Raw genomic sequence first — 21680 nt, 5'->3', positions numbered from 1 at the left:
GACCGCGCGGGTAAGGTCTGCGCCTGTGAGTAACGTGCCGAACCCGGGAGCCGCCTCCGGGCCCGCCCCCTCGCCGCCGTCAGGACCGGGGCCGCTGACGCCGCCGGCCGACGCCGCGGCGCCGGTGCGCCACCCCGACGCGCCCGCCCCGGGCGAGCCCCTCGGCCCGCACTACGAACACTGTTTCGGCTGCGGCGAGGCACAGCCCCACGGGCTGCGGCTGCGGGCACGGGCCGGCGAGGGCGTGAGCATCACCGCCGAGTTCACCGTCGGCCCCGACCACCAGGGCGCGCCCGGTCTGGCGCACGGCGGCGTCCTGGCCACCGCGCTCGACGAGACGCTCGGCTCGCTGAACTGGCTGCTGCGGGTGGTCGCGGTGACCGGCCGGCTCCAGACCGAGTTCGTCCGGCCCGTACCGGTGGGTACGGTGCTGCATCTGGACGCCAGGGTCACCGCCGTGCACCGGCGCAAGATCTACTGCACCGCCACCGGCAGGCTCGGCGGCCCCGAGGGGCCCGTCGCCGTGCGGGCCGACGCCCTTTTCGTCGAGGTCAAGGTCGATCACTTCATCGACAACGGCCGCCAGGAGGAGATCCGGGCGGCGATGGCCGACCCGGACCAGTTCAGGCGCGTACGCGCCTTCGAGGTGAACCCATGAGCCCAGCCCCCACCGGCCCCGGCCGCCCCGTCGACGTGCTGATCCGCCGTATCGACCCGGAGGCGCCGCTTCCGTCGTACGGGCACCCGGGCGACGCCGGAGCCGACCTGGTCACCACCGTCGCCGCCGAGCTGGCGCCCGGTGAGCGCGCGGTCCTGCCCACCGGCGTCTCCATCGCCCTGCCGGACGGTTACGCGGCCTTCGTGCACCCCCGCTCCGGGCTGGCCGCCCGCTGCGGCGTCGCTCTCGTGAATGCCCCCGGGACGGTGGATGCCGGGTACCGTGGAGAGATCAAAGTGATCGTGGTCAATCTGGACCCCCGCGAGAGCGTGCGGTTCGAGCGGTTCGACCGGGTCGCCCAACTGGTCGTCCAGCAGGTCGAGAAGGTCCGCTTCCACGAGGTGGCGGAACTTCCCGGCTCGGCACGGGGCGACGGGGGCTTCGGGTCCACCGGCGGCCATGCGGCCGTGGGTGGGGTACAGGGTGGGAATCGATACGCTTCGGTCGTATCCGACCGGGAAGGACAGTGACGTGTTCGGACGTCGCAAGAAGAGTGGTTCCGCCGAGGACACGGCGGACGCAACGGGCGAGACCGAGCAGGTCGACGGCTCCGGTGACGAGAGTGCGGACGCCGCCGCCGAGGCGGGGGACGCTCCCCGCCGGGTGAACCTTCCGCCGGCGCCCCGGCCCGACGGTCCCTGGGACATCTCGGAGGTCTCCAAGCCCGACGAGGGCCGCGTCGACCTGGGCGGCGTCTTCGTGCCCGCGGTCGACGGCATGGAGCTGCGCGTGGAGGTCGCCGGGGACGCGATCGTCGCCGCGACGGTCGTCGTGCGCGACAGCGCCGTACAGCTCCAGGCGTTCGCCGCGCCCAAGAAGGAGGGCATCTGGGGCGAGGTCCGCGAGGAGATCGCCACCGGCATCACCCAGCAGGGCGGCATCATCGACGAGGTCGAGGGCCCGCTCGGCTGGGAGCTGCGCGCGCAGGTGCCCGTCCAGCTGCCGGACGGCACCGGAGGCGTGCAGCTGGTGCGCTTCATCGGCGTCGACGGGCCGCGCTGGTTCCTGCGCGGCGTGATCTCCGGGCAGGGCGCGGTGCAGCCGGAGGCCGCCGGGCTGCTGGAGCAGATCTTCCGGGACACCGTCGTCGTACGCGGCGAGGGACCGATGGCGCCCCGCGACCCGATCGTTCTGAAGCTGCCGGACGACGCGCAGATGGTCGCCGAGGGCGTCCAGCAGGAGGAGCAGGAGGGCTCGCGCTTCTCCGGCGGCATGGGCCAGCTCCAGCGCGGCCCGGAGATCACCGAGGTGCGCTGACCCGGCTCCGGCGTCACGGCCGTACGCCTTCACCGGTGGGCCGCATCCCTTCCCAGGGGTGCGGCCCACCGGCTTTCGCGCTGGTCACAGCCGGGAGCCGTAGGGAACGCGTCAAGCGGACGCCGTGGTGAGTATGAGACCCGTCAAGGCAGCGGGAACCGGCCCCAGCGGGGGCTTTTCTTGCCGAGGCAGGTTTTCCCCACTCATCTCAGGAGCAACCGATGGCCGATCCGGCCTTCGTCGTCACCACGGTCGCGGTCTTCGCGCTGGTGGCCCTCATCGCCAAGAGGGTGGCCGGGCTGTGAGCGCAGAGAACATCGTCGGCCTCCTCGTGGCCGTCGCCCTGCTGGGCTACCTCGTCCTCGCGCTTCTCTTCCCCGAGACCCCCGAGGGCCGCTCCGTCGTCGCACTCGCCCAGGAGCGCCACGGACTGCCCGAACGCGACCGGGACGCGCTCGGCGGCGCCCGCTGGGTCGCCTTCACCGCCCGCACCCGGATGTCCGGCGTCGACATCGACGAGGCGGGGACCCGGCGCCGCGTCCGCAAGGGCGCCGCGGGGTCCGTCGTCTCCTGGGTGGAGCGGCACGGCGGCGAGCCCGGCGCCGACACCGCCGCGCTCACCGACGCCATCGCCCGGGAGGGCGGTACGCCCCTGCTGGTCGCCGTCGAGGACGGCCGGGCCGCACGCGTCCTGGGCGTGATCCACCTCAAGGACGTCGTCAAGGACGGAATGCGGGAGCGCTTCGAGGAACTGCGCCGGATGGGCATCAGAACCGTCATGATCACCGGTGACAACCCGCTGACGGCCGCGGCCATCGCGCGGGAGGCCGGGGTGGACGACTTCCTCGCCGAGGCCACCCCCGAGGACAAGATGGCGCTGATCCGGCGCGAACAGGCGGGCGGCAACCTCGTCGCGATGACCGGCGACGGGACCAACGACGCGCCGGCGCTGGCCCAGGCGGACGTCGGGGTGGCCATGAACACCGGCACCTCGGCGGCCAAGGAGGCCGGGAACATGGTCGACCTGGACTCCGACCCGACCAAGCTCATCGAGATCGTCGGCATCGGCAAGCAACTGCTCATCACCCGCGGCGCGCTGACGACCTTCTCCCTCGCGAACGACGTCGCGAAGTACTTCGCGATCATCCCCGCCATGTTCGCGGTGGTCCACCCCGGGCTGGACGCGCTCAACATCATGCGGCTGTCCTCGCCGCAGTCCGCGATCCTCTCCGCCGTCGTCTTCAACGCGCTGATCATCGTGGCGCTCGTACCCCTCGCGCTCAGGGGGGTGCGCTACCGGCCCATGAGCGCCGACCGGATGCCCGGCAGGAACCTCGCGGTCTACGGCCTCGGCGGCCTGGTGGCGCCCTTCCTCGGCATCAAACTCATCGACCTGCTCCTCTCCCTCGTCCCCGGCATCGGGTGAACGGCGTGTCCACCATGAACAGCTCGGCAGCCGCCACCGCGCGGCTCCTCGGCGCAGCGCTGCGCTCCCTTCTCGTCCTCACCGTCCTGTGCGGGGTGCTCTACCCGCTGGCCGTCACCGGCCTCGCCCAGGCGTTCTTCCCCCACCGGGCGGCCGGCTCCGAGGTCAGGGAGGGCGGCTCTGGCCGGGTCGTCGGCTCGTCCCTGATCGGACAGCGCTACGACCTGCCGGCCCGCGCGGGCCGCGCCCCGGCCCCGGACCCGCGCTGGTTCCAGCCGCGCCCCTCCGACGGCCTCGTCACCAGCACCGTCGACCCGCGCCACCGGCCGCTCCTGTCCGGGGCGACCAACCTGGCGGGCGACAACCCGGAGCTGATCCGGTCCGTCGAGGCCGCCAGGGCCGCCGTCATCGAGGACAACTCCACCCCGGGCCACCCGGTCCGCGCCGCGGAGATCCCCGCCGACGCGCTCACCTCCTCGGGCTCGGGGCTCGACCCGGACATCTCGCCCGCGTACGCCCGGCTCCAGACCCACCGTGTCGCCGAGCGCAACCGGCTGCCCGTACGGCAGCTGGCACGTCTGGTCGAGGAGCACACCCAGGGGCGCGCCCTCGGCTTCGTGGGGGAGCCCCGGGTGAACGTCCTCGCGCTCAACACCGCCCTGCGCGAGCTGCTGGCGGGCCGCTGAGGCGCCGGTCGCACCGGCACGGCACCCACCCGCCGCAAGCGCGGCCCGGTGCGGGCGCGGCACCGCGACCGCACCCATCAGAATCACGTCAAGACCGGCCCGGAAGTCCACCGCTGTCCCATTTGTCGCTGTTCCCGGCTGTAGTTTCAGGACAGTCGGCGCGTCGGACGCGGTGGCTCACCTGGAAGACAATGGGGCCATGGGACGCGGCAGACTTCGGATCTACCTGGGCGCGGCACCGGGCGTCGGCAAGACGTACGCGATGCTGTCCGAGGCGCAGCGCCGCGTGGAGCGGGGCACCGACTGCGTGGTCGGCTTCGTGGAGCACCACGACCGGCCACGTACGGAAACGATGCTGCACGGCCTGGAGCAGGTGCCCCGCCGGGAGCTGGAGCACCGGGGCGCCCGGCTCACCGAGATGGACGTCGACGCGGTCCTGGACCGGCGGCCCGCCGTCGTCCTCGTCGACGAGCTGGCCCACACCAACGTGCCGGGCTCCCGCAACGCCAAGCGCTGGCAGGACGTCGAGACCCTCCTCAAGGCGGGCATCGAGGTCGTGTCCACCGTCAACATCCAGCACCTGGAGTCACTCGGCGACGTCGTCGAGTCGATAACCGGGGTACGGCAGCGCGAGACCGTCCCCGACGAGATGGTCCGCCGGGCCGACCAGATCGAGCTGGTCGACATGTCGCCCCAGGCGCTGCGCCGCCGGATGGCGCACGGCAACGTCTACAAGCCCGACAAGGTCGACGCCGCGCTCTCCCACTACTTCCGCCCCGGCAACCTGACCGCGCTGCGCGAGCTGGCGCTGCTCTGGGTCGCCGACCGGGTCGACGAGTACCTCCAGCAGTACCGCGGCGAACACGACATCCGCACCACCTGGCAGGCCCGCGAACGCATCGTCGTCGGCCTCACCGGCGGCCCCGAGGGGCGCACGCTGCTGCGCCGCGCCGCCCGGATGGCCGCCAAGGGCTCCGGCAGCGAGATCCTCGCCGTCTACATCGCCAGGAGCGACGGCCTGACCGCCGCCTCGCCCAAGGAGATCGCCGTCCAGCGCAAGCTGGTCGAGGACCTGGGCGGCACCTTCCACCACGTCATCGGCGACGACATACCCGCCGCGCTGCTCGCCTTCGCGCGGGGGGTCAACGCCACCCAGATCGTCCTCGGCTCCAGCCGCCGCAAGAGCTGGCAGTACGTCTTCGGACCCGGCGTCGGCACCACCGTCGCCCGCGAGTCGGGCCCCGACCTGGACGTCCACATCGTCACCCACGAGGAGGCCGCCAAGGGCCGCGGGCTGCCGGTGGCGCGCGGCGCCCGGCTGGGGCGCTCGCGGATCATCTCGGGGTGGCTGGCCGGGGTCGTCGCCCCCGTACTGCTCTCGCTGATGCTCGCGGAGCTGAGCAACACCCTCGGCCTCGCCAACGACGTCCTGCTCTTCCTCTTCCTGACGGTGCTGGCCGCGCTGCTCGGCGGATTGCGGCCCGCGCTCGCCTCCGCGGCCGTCGGCTCGCTGCTGCTCAACTTCTACTTCACGCCGCCCTCCCACACCCTGACCGTCCAGGACCCCAAGAACCTGGTCGCCATCGTCATCTTCTTCGCGGTGGCCGTCTCCGTGGCGTCCGTCGTGGACCTGGCGGCCCGCCGTACCCACCAGGCGTCCCGGCTGCGCGCCGAGTCCGAGATCCTCTCCTTCCTCGCGGGCAGCGTGCTGCGCGGGGAGACCGCGCTCGACGCCCTGCTGGAGCGGGTGCGGGAGACCTTCTCCATGGAGTCGGTGGCGCTGCTGGAGCGCGAGAGCGACGTCGAGCCGTGGACCCGCGCGGGCAGCGTCGGACCGCAGCCCGTCGACCGCCCCGAGGCCGCCGACGTCGACATGCCGGTCGGCGACCACATGGCGCTGGCCCTCTCCGGCCGGGTGCTGCCCGCCGAGGACCGCCGGGTGCTGGCCGCCTTCGCCACCCAGGCCGCCGTCGTCCTGGACCGGCAGCGGCTGGTGGGCGAGGCGGAGCAGGCCAGGGCGCTCGCCGAGGGCAACCGCATCCGTACCGCCCTGCTCGCCGCCGTCAGCCACGATCTGCGCACCCCGCTGGCCGGGATCAAGGCCGCCGTCACCTCGCTGCGCTCCGACGACGTCGACTGGTCGGAGGAGGACCGGGCGGAGCTGCTGGAGGGCATCGAGCACGGCTCCGACCGCCTCGACCATCTGGTCGGCAACCTCCTGGACATGTCCCGGCTCCAGACCGGCACCGTCACCCCGCTGATGCGCGAGATCGACCTCGACGAGGTGGTCCCGATGGCGCTCGGCGGCGTGCCGGAGGGCAGCGTGGAGCTGGACATCCCCGAGTCGCTGCCCATGGTGGCCGTCGACCCGGGCCTGCTGGAGCGCGCGGTCGCCAACATCGTGGAGAACGCCGTCAAGTACAGCCCCGACGGCCGGCCCGTCACCGTCGCGGCGAGCGCGCTCGGCGCCCGGGTGGAGGTACGGGTCGTGGACCGCGGCCCCGGCGTCCCCGACGACGCCAAGGACCGCATCTTCGAACCCTTCCAGCGCCACGGAGACGCCCCGCGCGGCGCGGGCGTCGGACTCGGCCTGGCGGTCGCCCGCGGCTTCGTGGACGCGATGGGCGGCACGCTCGCCGCCGAGGACACCCCCGGCGGCGGTCTGACCATGGTTCTCAACCTCGGAGCCGCGTCGGGCCGCGCGCCCGGACGCACCGAATCACCCGCCCGGCTCATCACATGAGCGGGGCAGCAGAAAGGCGGACCCTATGACCCGGGTGCTCGTGGTCGACGACGAGCCACAGATCGTACGCGCCCTCGTGATCAACCTGAGAGCGCGCAAGTACGAGGTGGAGGCGGCCTCCGACGGCGCGAGCGCGCTGGAACTGGCCGCCGCGCGCCACCCCGACGTCGTCGTGCTCGACCTCGGCCTGCCGGACATGGACGGCGTCGAGGTGATCAAGGGCCTGCGCGGCTGGACCCGCGTACCGATCCTGGTGCTGTCCGCCCGCCATACCTCGGACGAGAAGGTGGAGGCCCTGGACGCCGGGGCCGACGACTACGTCACCAAGCCCTTCGGCATGGACGAACTGCTGGCCAGGCTGCGCGCGGCCGTCCGGCGGGCCGAGCCGGTCGGCGGGGACGGCGACGAGACGGCCGCGGTCGTCGAGACCGGCGGGTTCACCGTCGACCTGGCCGCCAAGAAGGTGCACCGGGACGGCCGGGACGTACGGCTCACCCCGACCGAGTGGCACCTGCTGGAGGTGCTCGTGCGCAACACCGGCCGGCTCGTCAGCCAGAAACAGCTCCTCCAGGAGGTCTGGGGCCCCTCCTACGGCACCGAGACGAACTATCTGCGGGTCTACATGGCCCAGCTCAGACGGAAGCTGGAGACGGACCCCTCGCACCCCCGGCACTTCGTCACCGAACCGGGCATGGGGTACCGCTTCGAGCGTTGATCCGACGGTCCGCGGCAACCGGCCGTCCTCGTACCCCGGTACGCTCTGGGGTATGAGTGCTGACAAGCCGAGCGGCCGGTTCCGCCGGATGCTCGACCGGCTGTCCAGCTCCCAGGGGGATCTGGAGTCGCAGGAGCTGCGCGAGGACGCGCAGGCGTCGGGCTGCACCCGGATCTCCGAGTGCAGCGACCGCCAGATCGTCCGGGTGACTGGTACGTTGCGGACGGTCACCCTGCGTCCGCGAGCCGGTGTGCCCGCGCTGGAGGCGGAGCTGTTCGACGGCACCGCGCCCCTGAACGTGGTGTGGCTGGGCCGGCGCTCCATCGTGGGCATAGAGCCGGGCCGCAGAATGATCGCCTCCGGCCGGATCTCCCTGAGTCACGGCCGGCGGGTGCTGTTCAATCCCACATACGAACTCCGACCGCTCGGACAGGAGTAGCCGGTGACGTCACCCGACGAGCCCGCCACCTCGACCGCTTCCCCAGACCCCCGCCCCGCGACGGCGGCCGACCCGGAGGGCGACGCGAAAGCCGTCACCGAGGCGGCCCTCTTCGAGGCGTTCGGCGGTGTGCGCGGCATGGTGGAGACAGTCCTGCCCGGACTGCTCTTCGTCACGATCTTCACGATCAACAAGGACCTGCACACCTCGGCGATCGCGGCCCTGGCCGTCTCGCTGCTGCTGGTGGTGGTCCGGCTGATCCGCCGCGACACCGTCAAGCACGCCTTCAGCGGAGTCTTCGGCGTCGCCTTCGGCGTGCTCTTCGCGATGATGACGGGCAACGCCAAGGACTTCTACCTGCCCGGCATGCTCTACACGCTGGGGCTGGCGCTCGCCTACATCATCACCACGCTGGCGGGCGTGCCGCTGATAGGGCTGATCCTCGGCCCGGTCTTCAAGGAGAACCTCTCCTGGCGCACCCGTAACCCGGGCCGCAAGAAGGCGTACGCCAAGGCCAGTTGGGCCTGGGGGCTGATCCTGCTCGCCAAGTGCGCGATCCTCTTCCCGCTCTACTGGTGGGCCGACACCGCCCAGCTCGGCTGGGTGCTGATCGCGCTGAAGATCCCGCCCTTCCTGCTCTCCGTCTATCTCACCTGGGTCTTCCTCGCCAAGGCGCCGCCGCCCATCGACGTCTTCGCCGAGATGGAGGAGCGGGAGCGGGCCGAGAAGGAGCGCGAGGCCGCCACCGCGGGCACCGGGGACCGGCCGCCCGCCCGGCACCGCCGGTAGCTCCCCTCCGGCGCACCCCGCCGGGCCGCGCACATGACATCGCCGTACGGGTCACGACCCGTACGGCGATGTCATGCGTGTCGCGCGCCCGTCAGTCCGACCGGTCCTCACGCCGTACCGACAGCAGGTCCTCCAACTGCTCCTCGCGCGCCTGCGCCGCCACGAACAGCAGCTCGTCGCCCGCCTCCAGGGTCTCCTCAGGACTGGGCGTCAGGACGCGCGTACCGCGGATGATGGTGACCAGGGACGTGTCCTCCGGCCAGACCACCTCGCCGACCTGAGTGCCCGCCACCGCCGACTCCGGCGGCAGCGTCAGCTCCACCAGGTTGGCGTCCCCGTGGCTGAAGCGCAGCAGCCGTACGAGATCCCCGACGCTCACCGCCTCCTCGACCAGCGCCGACATCAGCCGCGGCGTGGAGACCGCGACATCGACGCCCCACGCCTCGTTGAACAGCCACTCGTTCTTGGGGTTGTTGACCCGGGCCACCACCCGCGGCACGCCGTACTCCGTCTTGGCGAGCAGCGAGACGACCAGATTCACCTTGTCGTCACCGGTCGCCGCGATCACGACGTTGCAGCGCTGGAGCGCCGCCTCGTCCAGCGAGGTGATCTCGCAGGCGTCGGCCAGCAGCCACTCCGCGAGCGGCACCCGCTCCACCGAGATGGCGGTCGGCGCCTTGTCGATCAGCAGGATCTCGTGCCCGTTCTCCAGCAGCTCACCCGCGATGGAACGGCCCACCGCACCGGCTCCGGCAATCGCGACGCGCATCAGTTCACGCCTCCGTCCGGGCCTTCGGCGAACGCCGCCTCGACCTTCTGGATGTCGTCGGTACGCATCATCACGTGGACGATGTCGCCCTCCTGGAGGACCGTCTGGGACGTCGGCAGCATCGCCTCGCCCAGCCGGGTGAGGAACGCGACGCGCACGCCCGTCTCCTCCTGCAACGTGCTGATCTTGTGCCCGATCCAGCTGTCCGAGGTGTGCACCTCGGCGAGCTGCACCCCCCCGCTGGGGTCGCGCCACAGCGGCTCGGCGCCGGACGGCAGCAGCCGGCGCATCATCTGGTCGGCGGTCCAGCGGACCGTGGCCACGGTCGGGATGCCCAGGCGCTGGTAGACCTCGGCGCGCTTCGGGTCGTAGATGCGGGCGGCGACGTTCTCTATGCCGAACATCTCGCGGGCCACCCGGGCGGCGATGATGTTGGAGTTGTCGCCGCTGCTCACCGCGGCGAAGGCGCCGGCGTCCTCGATCCCCGCCTCGCGCAGGGTGTCCTGGTCGAAGCCGACCCCGCTGACGCGACGGCCGCCGAACCCCGAGCCGAGCCGACGGAACGCGGTCGGGTCCTGGTCGATGACGGCGACGGTGTGTCCCTGCTGCTCCAGGTTGTGCGCGAGCGCGGCGCCGACCCGGCCGCAGCCCATGATGACGATGTGCACGTCGCGCTACCCCGCAGTCCTGATCGCCTCGATGACCTGCGAAAACACCCTGTTCACTCTTCTTTCTCGACCTGCCGGGTATCCGATGGGGCGCCGCGCAACGCGGTCCCTGACAACGAGCTTATGCGTCGACGGTCGCGATGCCGTCATCCCCGTCGCCGAGCGGCGCGCGGACGGCGGGGGTGGTGGCCGCACGAGCGACAGTTCGAGCGCATACGATCCCTTCCGTGTCCAAACTGACCGACGTGCCCAAACGCATCCTGATCGGGCGGGCGTTGCGCAGCGACAGGCTCGGGGAGACGCTCCTCCCCAAGCGCGTCGCGCTGCCCGTCTTCGCCTCAGACCCGCTGTCCTCGGTGGCCTACGCCCCGGGAGAAGTCCTCCTGGTGCTGTCGATCGCGGGGGTGTCCGCGTACCACTTCAGCCCCTGGATCGCGCTGGCCGTCGTCGTCCTGATGTTCACCGTCGTCGCCTCGTACCGGCAGAACGTCCACGCCTACCCGAGCGGCGGCGGCGACTACGAGGTCGCCACCACCAACCTCGGTCCGCGCGCCGGACTCACCGTCGCCAGCGCGCTGCTGGTCGACTACGTGCTGACCGTGGCCGTGTCGATCTCCTCCGGGGTGGAGAACCTCGGCTCCGCCGTCCCGTTCGTCGTGGAGCACAAGGTCCTCGTCGCCATCGCGATGATCGTGCTGCTCACGCTGATGAACCTGCGCGGCGTACGGGAGTCGGGCAAGCTCTTCGCGATCCCCACCTACGTCTTCGTCGGCGGCGTGTTCATCATGATCGCCTGGGGCGCGTTCCGCGGCCTCGTGCTCGGCGACACCATGCACGCCCCGACCGCCGGCTACCAGATCAAACCCGAACACCAGGGGCTGGCCGGGTTCGCGCTGATCTTCCTGCTGCTGCGCGCCTTCTCCTCCGGCTGCGCCGCGCTGACCGGCGTCGAGGCGATCAGCAACGGGGTCCCCGCCTTCCGCAAGCCCAAGAGCAGGAACGCGGCGACCACGCTCGCCCTGATGGGCGCTCTCGCCGTCACGATGTTCTGCGGCATCATCGGGCTGGCCATGGCCACCGATGTGAAGATGGCCGAGAACCCGGGCACGGATCTGATCCACAACGGGGTGCCGGTCGGCGCGGACTACGTCCAGAACCCGGTGATCTCGCAGGTCGCGGCGGCCGTCTTCGGCAGCGGGACGTTCTTCTTCGTCCTCCTCGCCGCCGCCACCGCGCTCGTCCTCTTCCTGGCCGCGAACACCGCGTACAACGGCTTCCCGCTGCTCGGCTCGATCCTCGCCCAGGACCGCTATCTGCCGCGCCAGCTGCACACGCGCGGGGACCGGCTCGCCTTCTCCAACGGCATCGTCCTGCTGGCCGGGGCCGCCGCGCTGCTCGTCGGGGTGTACGGAGCGGACTCCACGCGGCTCATCCAGCTCTACATCGTCGGCGTCTTCGTCTCCTTCACCCTCAGCCAGACCGGCATGGTCCGGCACTGGAACCGCCATCTGCGCACCGAGCGCGACGTGGCCAAGCGCCGGCACATGGTGCGCTCGCGGGCGATCAACACCTTCGGCGCCTTCTTCACCGGCGTGGTGCTGATCGTCGTCCTCGCCACCAAGTTCACCCACGGCGCCTGGGTCGCGCTGCTCGGCATGGTGATCTTCTACGGCACGATGACCGCGATCCGCCGCCACTACGACCGGGTCGCCGCCGAGATCGCCGCGGCCGAGGCCCCGTCGGACGACACCGTCCGGCCCTCCCGGGTGCACTCCATCGTCCTCGTCTCCAAGGTCCACAAGCCCACGCTGCGCGCGCTCGGCTACGCGAAGCTGATGCGCTCGGACACCCTGGAGGCGCTCTCCATCAACGTCGACGCGGCGGAGACGAAGGCGCTGCGGGAGGAGTGGGAGCGGCGCGGCATCAACGTGCCGCTGAAGATCCTCGACTCCCCGTACCGCGAGATCACCCGGCCGGTGATCGAGTACGTACGCGGGCTGCGCACCGAGAGCCCGCGCGACGCGATCAGCGTGTACATCCCCGAGTACGTGGTCGGCCGCTGGTACGAGCACCTGCTGCACAACCAGAGCGCCCTGCGGCTGAAGGGCCGGCTGCTGTTCACACCGGGGGTGATGGTGACCTCGGTGCCCTACCAGCTGGAGTCCTCCGAGCGGGCCAGGACGCGGCTGAAGAAGCGCGCGGTGTACAACGCGCCGGGGGCGGTACGGCGCGGTCCCGTGGACGCGCGGCAGCCGGGCGGTGCGCGTCCCGAGAAGTGAGTGGCGGGCGGCACGGCGGCACACACGTAGACTCAAGGGCTGACGTCCGCCGTACCGCTACGCACCGCTTGATTTTGGAGCCACTCCCTCATGTCGACAGAACCGCAGGCTTCGGAACAGGCTTCACTGATCGGTGCGGAGTACGAGGTCGAGGTGGGGCCCGTCGCGCACGGCGGCCACTGCGTCGCCCGTACCGAGGAGGGCCGCGTGCTGTTCGTACGGCACGCGCTGCCCGGCGAGCGGATCGTCGCCCGGGTGACGGAGGGCGATGAGGACGCGCGCTATCTGCGCGCGGACGCGGTCAGGATCCTCGACGCCTCCAAGGACCGCGTCGAGGCCCCGTGCCGCTTCGCGGGCCCCGGCCGGTGCGGCGGCTGCGACTGGCAGCACGCCAAGCCGGGCGCGCAGCGCCGCCTCAAGGGCGAGGTCATCACCGAGCAGCTCCGGCGCCTCGCGGGCCTCACCCCCGAGGAGGCGGGCTGGGACGGCACGGTCATGCCCGCCCCCGGCGACAAGCTGCCCCAGGGCGAGGTGCCCGCGTGGCGCTCGCGCGTGCAGTACGCGGTGGACGAGAACGGCCGCGCGGGACTGCGCAGGCACCGCTCGCACGAGATCGAGCCGGTCGACCACTGCATGATCGCGGCGGAGGGCGTCAGCGAACTGGGCGTCGAGCGGCGCGAGTGGCCGCAGATCGCCACGGTGGAGGCCATCGCGGCCTCCGGCTCCGGCGACCGTCAGGTCGTCCTCACCCCGCGCGAGGGCGGCCGGCTCCCGCTGGTCGAACTCGACAAGCCCGTCTCCGTCCTGCGGGTCGAGGAGCACGACGGGGGAGTGCACCGCGTCCACGGCCGCGCCTTCGTCCGCGAACGCGCCGACGGCCGCACGTACCGCGTCGGCATGGGCGGCTTCTGGCAGGTCCACCCGCAGGCCCCCCAACTGCTGGTCGAAGCGGTGATGCAGGGCCTGATGCCGCGGAAGGGCGACACGGCGCTCGACCTGTACTGCGGCGTCGGCCTGTTCGCCGGCGCGATCGCGGAACGCGTCGGGGAGAGCGGCGCGGTGCTCGGCATCGAGTCGGGCAAGCGAGCGGTCGAGGACGCCCGGCACAACCTCAAGGACCTGCCCCGGGTCCGCGTCGAACAGGGCAAGGTCGACCAGGTCCTGCCGCGCACCCGCATCACGGAAACGGACCTGATCGTCCTGGACCCGCCCCGCGCGGGCGCGGGCAAGCAGACGGTCAAGCACCTCACCACCCTGGGCGCCCGCCGCATCGCCTACGTGGCCTGCGACCCGGCGGCCCTCGCGCGCGACCTGGGCTACTTCCGGGAGGGTGGCTACCGGGTGCGGACGCTGCGGGCGTTCGACTTGTTCCCGATGACGCACCATGTGGAGTGCGTGGCGATCCTGGAGCCGGTGAAGAAGGACGACTGACCTGGGGTTTTGTCACCCAGAAGATCCATTCGCCTGCTTTCGCTCGCGGAACACCTCGCCCGAGGTTCACCTTGCGCACAACGGTCTGAGCCGCTGCTCCAAGAGCCGGCGCGGGTATCGCGGGCGACGTGGCGATGCGGAATGCCGAATCGTCACGCTCGGATGACGTTCGAACCGGGAGTCCCCCGGGCCGCGCGGCCCGGGGTGAAGAGGTCTCGTCCGGGGGCCTGCCGTCCCGGTGGCGGCGTGCCCCCGAGGCCCCGCCCGCGCTGCGGGCCCCGCCAAGGACCACGGCGCTGACCGGACACGTACTCAAGCTGGACGGGAAGCCGCTGTCCGGGGTGACTGTCTCGGTGGGCGCGAAGACCGCGAGCACCGACGCGCGGGGCCGGTTCCTGCTTGCCGGGATCAGCCCGGAAGCCACCACACTGGTGGTGGACGGCGACGGCGCCAATTCGGAGAAGCGGCAGTACGGCCGCTTCGACATCCGGATCCGCCCCAAGCCGGGCAAGGCGGTCGACCTCGGCTTCCCGGTGTGGATGACGCCGCTGGACACCAAACACACCGTACGCTTCGCCGCCCCGGCCAAGACCGACATCGTACTGAGAACACCGAAGATCCCCGGCCTTGAGGTACGGATCCCCAAGGGATCGGTCGTACGGGACGACAAGGGCCGCCCGGTCACCGAACTCGGCATCACGGCGATTCCGCTCGACCGTCCGCCGTTCCCGCTGCCCGAGAACGGCATCGTGCCCGTCTTCTTCACGGTGCAGCCCGGCGGCACCTACGTGTTCCCCAAGGGCGCACAGATCATCTACCCGAACTACACGCGCGAAGACCCCGGCACACGGGTCGAGTTCATGGACTACGACCCGAAGAAGAAGGGCTGGTACGTCTACGGCCACGGCAGTGTCTCCGCGGACGGGAAGCAGGTGGTGCCGGACGCGAAGACCCGCGTCTGGGCCTTCCACGGCGCCATGTTCAACACCGGCGACATCCTCCCCTGGGACACGTCCTGGCTCAAGGACGTGACGGACTGGCTGTCCGGCGACCCGGTCGAGCTGTCCACGGGACTGCTCACCGACTCCCGTACCGATCTCGCCGTCGGTGGCGCGCTCGGCTCCGCCGAGATCACCCGTACCTACTGGCAGGGCGATCCGTACAAGCGTGCCTTCGGCATCGGCCGGGACCTCTCGTACAACGCCTTCCTGCACTCCAAGAAGCAGTGGCAGGAGGTCGATCTCTACCTGCCGGGCGGTGGCACGACCCACTTCACCCGCACCTCCTCGGGCACCGGCTGGACGGACGCGGTGTTCGAACCGCTCGACACCGCCTCCGGCTTCCGCGGATCCAAGATCGTCTGGAAGGGATACAGCGGCGGCTGGGAACTCACCTTCCGCGACGGCACCGTGTGGGTGTTTCCCCAGTACGCGCCGCTGAAGGAGATCCGCGACCGGCACGGCAACACCGTGAGGATCACGCGCCTCGACGGCAAGCGGGGCGACATCACCCGGATCAACGCCCCCGGCGGCCGCTGGATCTCGCTGGCATACGACACCCAGCACAGGGTCACCAGGACCACGGACAACACGGGACGCACCACCGAGTACACGTACGACGGCGCGGGACGTCTGGACAAGGTCACCGACCCCGCGGGCAAGGTCAGCCGCTACACGTACGACGGCACGTCGAACCGGATCAGGACCGCTGTCGACGCCCGTGGCATCACCTACATGAGCAACACCTTCGACACCGACGGCAGGGTCGACGAACAGACCCTCACCGAAGGCGCCGAGTACACCTTCGCGTACACACAGACCGGCGCCGGCAAGATCACCTCGTCGACGGTGACCCAGCCCGGCGGCGCCGTACGCCGGGTGGAGTTCGACACGGACGGCTACGGCACCTCCGACACCCAGGGCCACGGCAGCACACTGGCGCGCAAGACCGTGTACGACCGGGGTCCGTACCACCGGATCGACGCGGTCACCGACCCGTACGGCCGTCGCACCGAACTCGCCTACGACGCTCACGGCAACGTGACCTCCGCCGAGGAACTGGCCGGGACACCACAGGCCCGCAGCTCCGGGACCGTGGTCTACGACGGCCCGTACGACCAGCCCACCGCCGTCACCGACCCGCTGGGCAACACCACCACCTTCGGCTACGACACCGACGGCGACCTGCGAACGGCGACCGACCCCGAAGGCCGCGTCACCCACCTCACCCACGCCTCCGACGGACAGCTGGAAACAGTCACCGACCCCTCCGGCGCTGTCACCCGATACACGTACCAAAACGGTGATTTGACCGAAGTCAAGGATGCCGAGGGGAGCACGAGCAGCCAGCGCCTGGACGCCGCGGGCCGGCCGGTCGTGATGACGGACCCCTCCGGCGCGCGGACGTCGGTCACCTACGACGTGTTCAACCAGGCCCGGAAACTCACCGACCCGCTCGGCCACACGACCACCCTCGACTATGACGACAACGGCAACCTCACCACGCTGACCGACGCCCGCGGCAACGCCACGACCTGGGCGTACGACAACGCGGACCGGCCGGTGTCGGCCACGGACCCGCTGGGCGCGCAGGCGCTGTTCGGCTATGACGTGGCGGGCCGTCTGACGCGGGCCACCGGCCGTACGGGGCAGGTCGCGACGGCCGCGTACGACCTGCTGGGCCGTGCCACGACCACCAAGTACGGCGTGGACGTGGCGGGCGGCGCCGAGTCGACGGTCATCTACGCCTACGATGCCGTCGACCTGCCGAAGACCGTCACCGACTCGGCCGCCGGTACCCAGTCCTTCGCCTACGACGTCTACGACCGGACCAAAGCCGTCACGGGCCCGACCGGCACCGTCACCTACGCCTACGACGCGGCCGACCGCCGCACGGAGATGACGGCGGCCGGGACCACCACGGCCTACGGATACGACGCCTCCAGCATCCTCACCTCCGTCACCACGGGAAACCAGGCCGTGTCCTTCGGCCTGGACGAAGCGGGCCGCGAGAAGACCGCGACGCTGCCCGGCGGCTTCACCCGCACCACCGACCGCGACAGGACCGGAGCGACGTCGGGGATCGCCTACACCCGCTCCGGAACGAAGGTCGGCGACCTCACCTACACCCGTGACCAGCGAGGACTCCAGACCGGCCTGACCGGCAGCCTCGCGAGCGTCGCACTCCCGGCGGCGGAGACGGGCGCGGCGTACGGGAAGGACAACCGGCTCACCACGTTCAACGGCCGCTCCTTCACCTACGACGCGGAGGGTCGGCTGCAGTCCGACGGGAAGCGCACGTACGCGTGGAACGCCCGGGGTGAACTGACCGGCCTGACCGAGGCCGGTGGCGCGAGCAGCAGTTTCGGCTACGACCCGCTCGGTACCCGCAGCAGCACGACCCTGGGCGGTCAGACACGCACGTTCCTGACGGACGGCTCCAACCCGCTGACCGAGCAGTCCGATTCGGGTGAGACGACGGCCACGGTGGCCACCTCGGGTCTGGACGAGTACCTGACCCGCACGGAGAACGGCACGACGCAGGTCTATCTGACGGACGCGCTGGGCACGGTGGTCGGCCTGGCCGACCCGGACGGCACGGTCGCCACCCGCTACACCTACGACCCCTACGGCGGGCCCACCACGACGGGCGCCGCGTCCGGCAACCCGTACACCTTCACGGGCCGCGAGAACGACGGTACGGGCCTGCTCTACTACCGCAACCGCTCCTACGACCCGGAGACGGGCCGGTTCATCTCCCAGGACCCGATCGGGTACGCGGGCGGCACGAACCTGTACCAGTACGCGCTGAGTTCTCCGACGACGTACACCGACCCGAGCGGCAACAACCCACTGCTCATCGGGTGCGCGGGCGGAGCGGCGTTCGACGGCGGCTTCGACTGGCTGACCCAGCGGCTGTCCGGCCGCAAGGTCGACTGGGGTCAGGTGGCGACCTCGGCGCTGGCGGGTTGCCTGAGCGGCATGCTGGGAGCCGCCGGTGGTGCGAAGTGGGCGGCGCGGAGCGGATGCCTGCGCAACAGCTTCACCGCTGACACCCCGGTCCTGATGGCAGGCGGCACACGCAAGCCCATCAAGGACGTCACGGTCGGCGACGAGGTCCTCGCCTCGGATCCGCAGACCGGCGAAAGCGGGCCACGCCGGGTCACGGCCCTGATCCAGGGCGCGGGTGACAAGAGCCTGACGGACATCACCCTCACCGATACCGACGGCAAACCCGCGAAAATCACCGCCACGGACGGTCATCCCTTCTGGGTGCCCGAACTCGATGCCTGGATCGACGCGGGCGAACTCCGGTCAGGCCAGTGGCTCCGGACGAGCGCGGGCACGTGGGCGCAGATCACGGCGATCGAGCACCGCGCGGAATCGACCACGGTCTACAACCTGAGCGTTCATGACCTGCACACGTACTATGTGCTGGCTGGGGACACCCCGGTCCTAGTTCATAATTCCGGCGGATGCCCGACGGATGTGGCATTGGGGCTCCGCAAGAATGGCTTGCGAGGGTTTGCCGAAGGTAAGGGATACACCCACTATCTGGATAGCGAAATTTGGGAGGCTGAGGTTCGTGCGGCCGCTCACAATTCGAATATCAAGCTTCATGTATCACTTGACGGATTTCGTGGAGCCAATCCCGGCGAGCAGTTCTCTAACGCCTATCGCAACGGCAGTGGGAGCAACTGGTTTGCGACGGAACGGGAGATGTACCACGTGGGTAAGTCCGTGCGAGTTGGTGATCGATCATGGGGTAGCGTCACATTCTATCGAGGTGGGTCTGTAGTGCAGGTTCCCAAGCCTGGTTTTCTTTCCGGAGGATGACATGGCGAAGATCGCAGAGTGGGAACGCGAGTTCCAAGTTTGGCAGTACTCCGTCAGTCACTCCATGCTGCTCCTGCGTAGCGTGAATGTGGAAGGCTTTGAGACGCGGATCGATGTTCTCTTCGCGGCGGTTGAGCTGATGCACCTGCAGCCCAACTGTGCTCGCCTGGAAATCAGCGAGGCGACCAGTGCGGAGAGGGGGCAAATTTTGGGTGACCGTCTGGCGACAGAACTCCCCGGGGTGCTGTATCTCCTTAACGGGGGAGAAGGCTATGTCCTGGCGCGACGATGCTCCTGGCACGAGGATCTTGGTGATCACCATGCCCCTTCGAAGTTTGGCCCACTCAGAGGGACAGAGTAGCTTCGATGAATCGGATCTGAAGATTTTTTTCCTCGCCTCTTGAAAGTAAACGTGAGGGTTTCCTTCCAGCGATTCCTGGGATGGAAGTAAATTCGGTAGTTTGCGGGGGGCGTCAGGATGATTATCTTTTAGGAGTGACGATTTTCGGTAAATCGTGAGCGGGCTCAGTATCAAAGATGCTTTCGCAATGGGGATGGCGATCCGGTGGGGAAAATTCTGAGCGGACTTTCACGGATCCGCTTCTCGGAGCTTCATGGCGCACATGGTTCCGCGAGAGATGTTCCGTCCCTGTTGTCGAAGGCTTCTTGGGGATATGTGGAATATTCGAGGATGGCTCTTGATGAGATCGGAGACCGTACTTGCTCCCTCGGGTTTGTGGTGTCGGAGGCGACTGCTCCCACAGTGTCATTCATCTTGGAGCTCGCCGATTCTCCGCAAGTAAAATGCAGGTCCGAGGCGCTTGAGCTGCTTCTGAATATCTACACCGCCGAGCAATGGGGTTCGACTGCGGAAGCTGCTGGTCCGGAATGCAAAGAAAATTACGAGAGTCAAATCGACTGGGAGTCGAAGGCTCATGCCGCGGTCCTTTCCGGGCGACATGTGGTGGAAGGGCTGGTGCTCTGCTCTGACGAGGCTCTTGCTGAGGCGGCCCGTGCTCTTCTGAATGCTTTCGACGGACGGGCAGAGGGCGCACGGTGAGACGCAGGACTCTGCTGCTGGGCTCCTCGACGGCCGGGCTGGCTGCCGGGGCCGTCGCGTTCGCGGGGGCGTGCACCCGTGAGGACAGTGCCTTTGACTCTCGTGATGCGGTCGACGGCTCCCGTGCGCCTGTTCAGCTGAGGGGTGCCCGGCCGGCGGGGCGGGTTGCTCTGGTGGCGTGCGATCGCCGACCAGGGGCGCGGGGAGGGGCCGGTTCGCTGCGGGCGTTGGTGTCCGGGCTTCGGGACACCGAGAGCGATGGCGTTTCCGTGGGCGTGGCGCTCGGGAGCGGGGTTTTCGGCGCTGCTGGGGACCGGCCTCGGCAGCTTGTCCCGATGCCTTCCTTCCCCGGCGATCTGCTGGATCCCGCCCAGTCGCACGGTGATGTGCTGATCCAGCTCGCGGGGGAGCGGGTCGACGACGTCCGTGCGGCGGTCGAGCGGTTCGAGTCGGCTGTGACCGGGTGGCGGGTGCGGTGGCGGATCGAGGGGTTTCGCGCGGGGAATCGGATGGAGGGTGGCCGGGGGCTGGCCCGGAATCCGTTTCACTTCACCGAGGGGTTCGGGAATCCCGCCGATGAGCGGGAGGTTCTGGACCGCGCGCTCGTGCGGGACGGTCAGGGGGAGCCGGCGTGGGCCGTCGGCGGGAGTTATCAGGTCGTGCGGATCATCCGGCTGGCGACGGAGTTGTGGGACAAGGACTCCGTGCACGAGCAGGAGCGCATCATCGGACGGCGGCGGGACGGCCGGTGGCTGGACGGGGCGTCGGTGGGCGAGCAGCCCAACTTCCCCGCCGATCCCCGGGGACGGCTGACTCCGCTCGACTCCCACGTACGGCTGGCCACGCCCGATCGCCGTCGCCCGGCCCCGCTCGTACGGCGTGGGTACGGCTACGACCGGGGGGACGGGGACACCGGGCTGGTCTTCTCCTGCTTCCAGCGCGACCTCGCGGCGGGCTTCGAGACCGTGCAGAAGCGCCTGGCGGGCGAGGCCATGGCCACGTACACGCTCACCACCGGGGGCGGTTACTACTTCGTTCCGCCTCCTGGCGATGCCTGGCCGGCTGCCGTCGCCACCGGCTGACGGCCGACCACCGCGTCCCTGAGTCCGTGACACTCGTGTGATGCTCCGGGGGTGTTCCCATGGCGCACCGTGTGGAGTGTGTGTTGATTCCGGCGCCGGGTCGAGGAAAGTCACCCGGCCTCCGGCTTCTCGGTTCCGCGACTGACGAGGCGCGGGCTCTGCCGAAATGACACCGGGCCCGGTCGAAGAGGCTCTCGCGGTGGGGGAGTTGGAGTCCTGAGCGAGGGTCTTTCGTTTGGATCAGGCCGGATGAGGGAGCGGGGTCTGGTGCCGTGGATCGCGAGGCGGAGGAGGGAGCCCACGCGGAGCGTAGGCGACGGACGACAACGCGGCGAGGCGCGGTGCCAGGGCTCGCGAGCCCGGCATGATCCAAACGAGAGGCCCTTGGCCCCGGCCGGGGGACCTGCCGAGCCCCGCGCTGCTCGCGCTCCGCAGTCCCGCTCCGGTCGTCGGGGGCCCCGGCGGCGCCCTCCGTCGCCGTGGACGCTGTCCCGCGCGCCGCGTCGAGCCCCTGGTGCCGCCGGGCGGAGCGGCGGTGTGTCGAAGGCCCGCACCGTGGGCGTGGGCGCGCGGCGCGTTCGTCACTGAGCGTGTGCGATCCGCGTTGGCAGTTGGGTGTTGTACCAAAGAATCGCGTGATCTGCCGCACATTCCGGCGAGGTGATTGCGACGGCGGTGTTGCTGCCACATGACGCCTTCACGTGGCGGGCGCCGTTGCGCCGCGCGGTGTTTCCGCGCATGCCTCGGCGCGCTGTACCGCGTGCGCGGATATCGGTATTCGAA

General features: G+C 70.2%; 17 protein-coding genes. 15 read left to right on the top strand and 2 right to left on the bottom strand.

Annotated elements, in window-relative coordinates:
- Positions 1-25: 25 nt before the first annotated feature.
- The 9 genes from DVH02_RS00490 to DVH02_RS00450 all read left to right on the top strand — a co-directional run bounded on the left by DVH02_RS00490 (position 26) and on the right by DVH02_RS00450 (position 8773).
- The gene (locus tag DVH02_RS00490; RefSeq protein ID WP_407697573.1) at positions 26-658 is read left to right on the top strand and encodes a PaaI family thioesterase; all 633 of its coding nucleotides are present in this window, start codon (positions 26-28) and stop codon (positions 656-658) included.
- Complete coding sequence (gene dut / locus DVH02_RS00485) at positions 655-1188, top strand: dUTP diphosphatase (RefSeq protein ID WP_114621650.1); 534 nt, start codon at positions 655-657, stop codon at positions 1186-1188. The genes DVH02_RS00490 and dut overlap by 4 nt, the downstream gene beginning before the upstream one ends.
- A gap of 1 nt (position 1189) precedes the next feature.
- Entirely contained in the window at positions 1190-1975 is a 786-nt protein-coding gene (locus DVH02_RS00480) for a DUF3710 domain-containing protein (RefSeq protein WP_114621649.1), read from the top strand.
- Between the two features lie 301 nt (positions 1976-2276).
- Positions 2277-3401 carry a potassium-transporting ATPase subunit KdpB gene (gene kdpB, locus DVH02_RS00475; RefSeq protein WP_114621648.1) on the top strand — a complete coding sequence of 375 codons (1125 nt, stop codon included), beginning with the start codon at positions 2277-2279 and terminating at the stop codon, positions 3399-3401.
- A 14-nt stretch (positions 3402-3415) separates the two neighbouring features.
- A complete protein-coding gene (gene kdpC / locus DVH02_RS00470; protein ID WP_114621690.1) occupies positions 3416-4087 on the top strand; it encodes a K(+)-transporting ATPase subunit C in 672 nt (223 codons plus the stop codon).
- Positions 4088-4286: 199 nt separating this feature from the next.
- Complete coding sequence (locus DVH02_RS00465) at positions 4287-6830, top strand: sensor histidine kinase (RefSeq protein WP_114621647.1); 2544 nt, start codon at positions 4287-4289, stop codon at positions 6828-6830.
- 25 nt (positions 6831-6855) lie between these two features.
- Positions 6856-7545, top strand: a complete 690-nt coding sequence (locus DVH02_RS00460; protein WP_114621646.1) for a response regulator — start codon at positions 6856-6858, stop codon at positions 7543-7545.
- Positions 7546-7597: 52 nt separating this feature from the next.
- Complete coding sequence (locus tag DVH02_RS00455) at positions 7598-7984, top strand: OB-fold nucleic acid binding domain-containing protein (protein WP_114621645.1); 387 nt, start codon at positions 7598-7600, stop codon at positions 7982-7984.
- 3 nt (positions 7985-7987) lie between these two features.
- The gene (locus DVH02_RS00450; RefSeq protein ID WP_114621644.1) at positions 7988-8773 is read left to right on the top strand and encodes a DUF3159 domain-containing protein; all 786 of its coding nucleotides are present in this window, start codon (positions 7988-7990) and stop codon (positions 8771-8773) included.
- A gap of 91 nt (positions 8774-8864) precedes the next feature.
- On the opposite strand, the gene DVH02_RS00445 is transcribed toward DVH02_RS00450, so the two are convergent.
- A complete protein-coding gene (locus DVH02_RS00445) occupies positions 8865-9542 on the bottom strand; it encodes a potassium channel family protein (RefSeq protein WP_114621643.1) in 678 nt (225 codons plus the stop codon).
- The gene (locus tag DVH02_RS00440; protein ID WP_114621642.1) at positions 9542-10210 is read right to left on the bottom strand and encodes a potassium channel family protein; all 669 of its coding nucleotides are present in this window, start codon (positions 10208-10210) and stop codon (positions 9542-9544) included. Before DVH02_RS00440 ends, DVH02_RS00445 begins: the two co-directional genes overlap by 1 nt.
- Positions 10211-10437: 227 nt before the next feature.
- Here DVH02_RS00440 and DVH02_RS00435 point away from each other — a divergent pair, with 227 nt between their 5' ends.
- From DVH02_RS00435 to DVH02_RS00415, 6 genes are all read left to right on the top strand, one after another.
- Positions 10438-12489: an APC family permease gene (locus DVH02_RS00435; protein ID WP_114621641.1), complete on the top strand. Its 2052-nt coding sequence runs from the start codon at positions 10438-10440 to the stop codon at positions 12487-12489.
- Between the two features lie 90 nt (positions 12490-12579).
- Positions 12580-13920 (top strand): class I SAM-dependent RNA methyltransferase, encoded by a 1341-nt coding sequence (locus tag DVH02_RS00430; protein ID WP_114621640.1) that lies wholly within the window; start codon positions 12580-12582, stop codon positions 13918-13920.
- Positions 13921-14261: 341 nt separating this feature from the next.
- Positions 14262-18755, top strand: coding sequence for an RHS repeat-associated core domain-containing protein (locus DVH02_RS00425; RefSeq protein ID WP_147285979.1), 4494 nt, complete (start codon positions 14262-14264; stop codon positions 18753-18755).
- Between the two features lies 1 nt (position 18756).
- On the top strand, positions 18757-19116 hold the full coding sequence (locus DVH02_RS00420) for a hypothetical protein (RefSeq protein WP_114621638.1): 360 nt from the start codon (positions 18757-18759) through the stop codon (positions 19114-19116).
- A gap of 330 nt (positions 19117-19446) precedes the next feature.
- Complete coding sequence (locus DVH02_RS34670) at positions 19447-19815, top strand: hypothetical protein (RefSeq protein WP_147285978.1); 369 nt, start codon at positions 19447-19449, stop codon at positions 19813-19815.
- Positions 19816-19988: 173 nt separating this feature from the next.
- Positions 19989-20897, top strand: coding sequence for a Dyp-type peroxidase (locus DVH02_RS00415; RefSeq protein WP_233517962.1), 909 nt, complete (start codon positions 19989-19991; stop codon positions 20895-20897).
- The last annotated feature ends 783 nt before the right edge of the window (positions 20898-21680 follow it).

This window comes from Streptomyces corynorhini (assembly GCF_003346515.1).
GTDB classification, from domain to species: Bacteria; Actinomycetota; Actinomycetes; order Streptomycetales; family Streptomycetaceae; genus Streptomyces; species Streptomyces corynorhini.
This window is presented reverse-complemented; position numbering and strand designations above follow the sequence as displayed.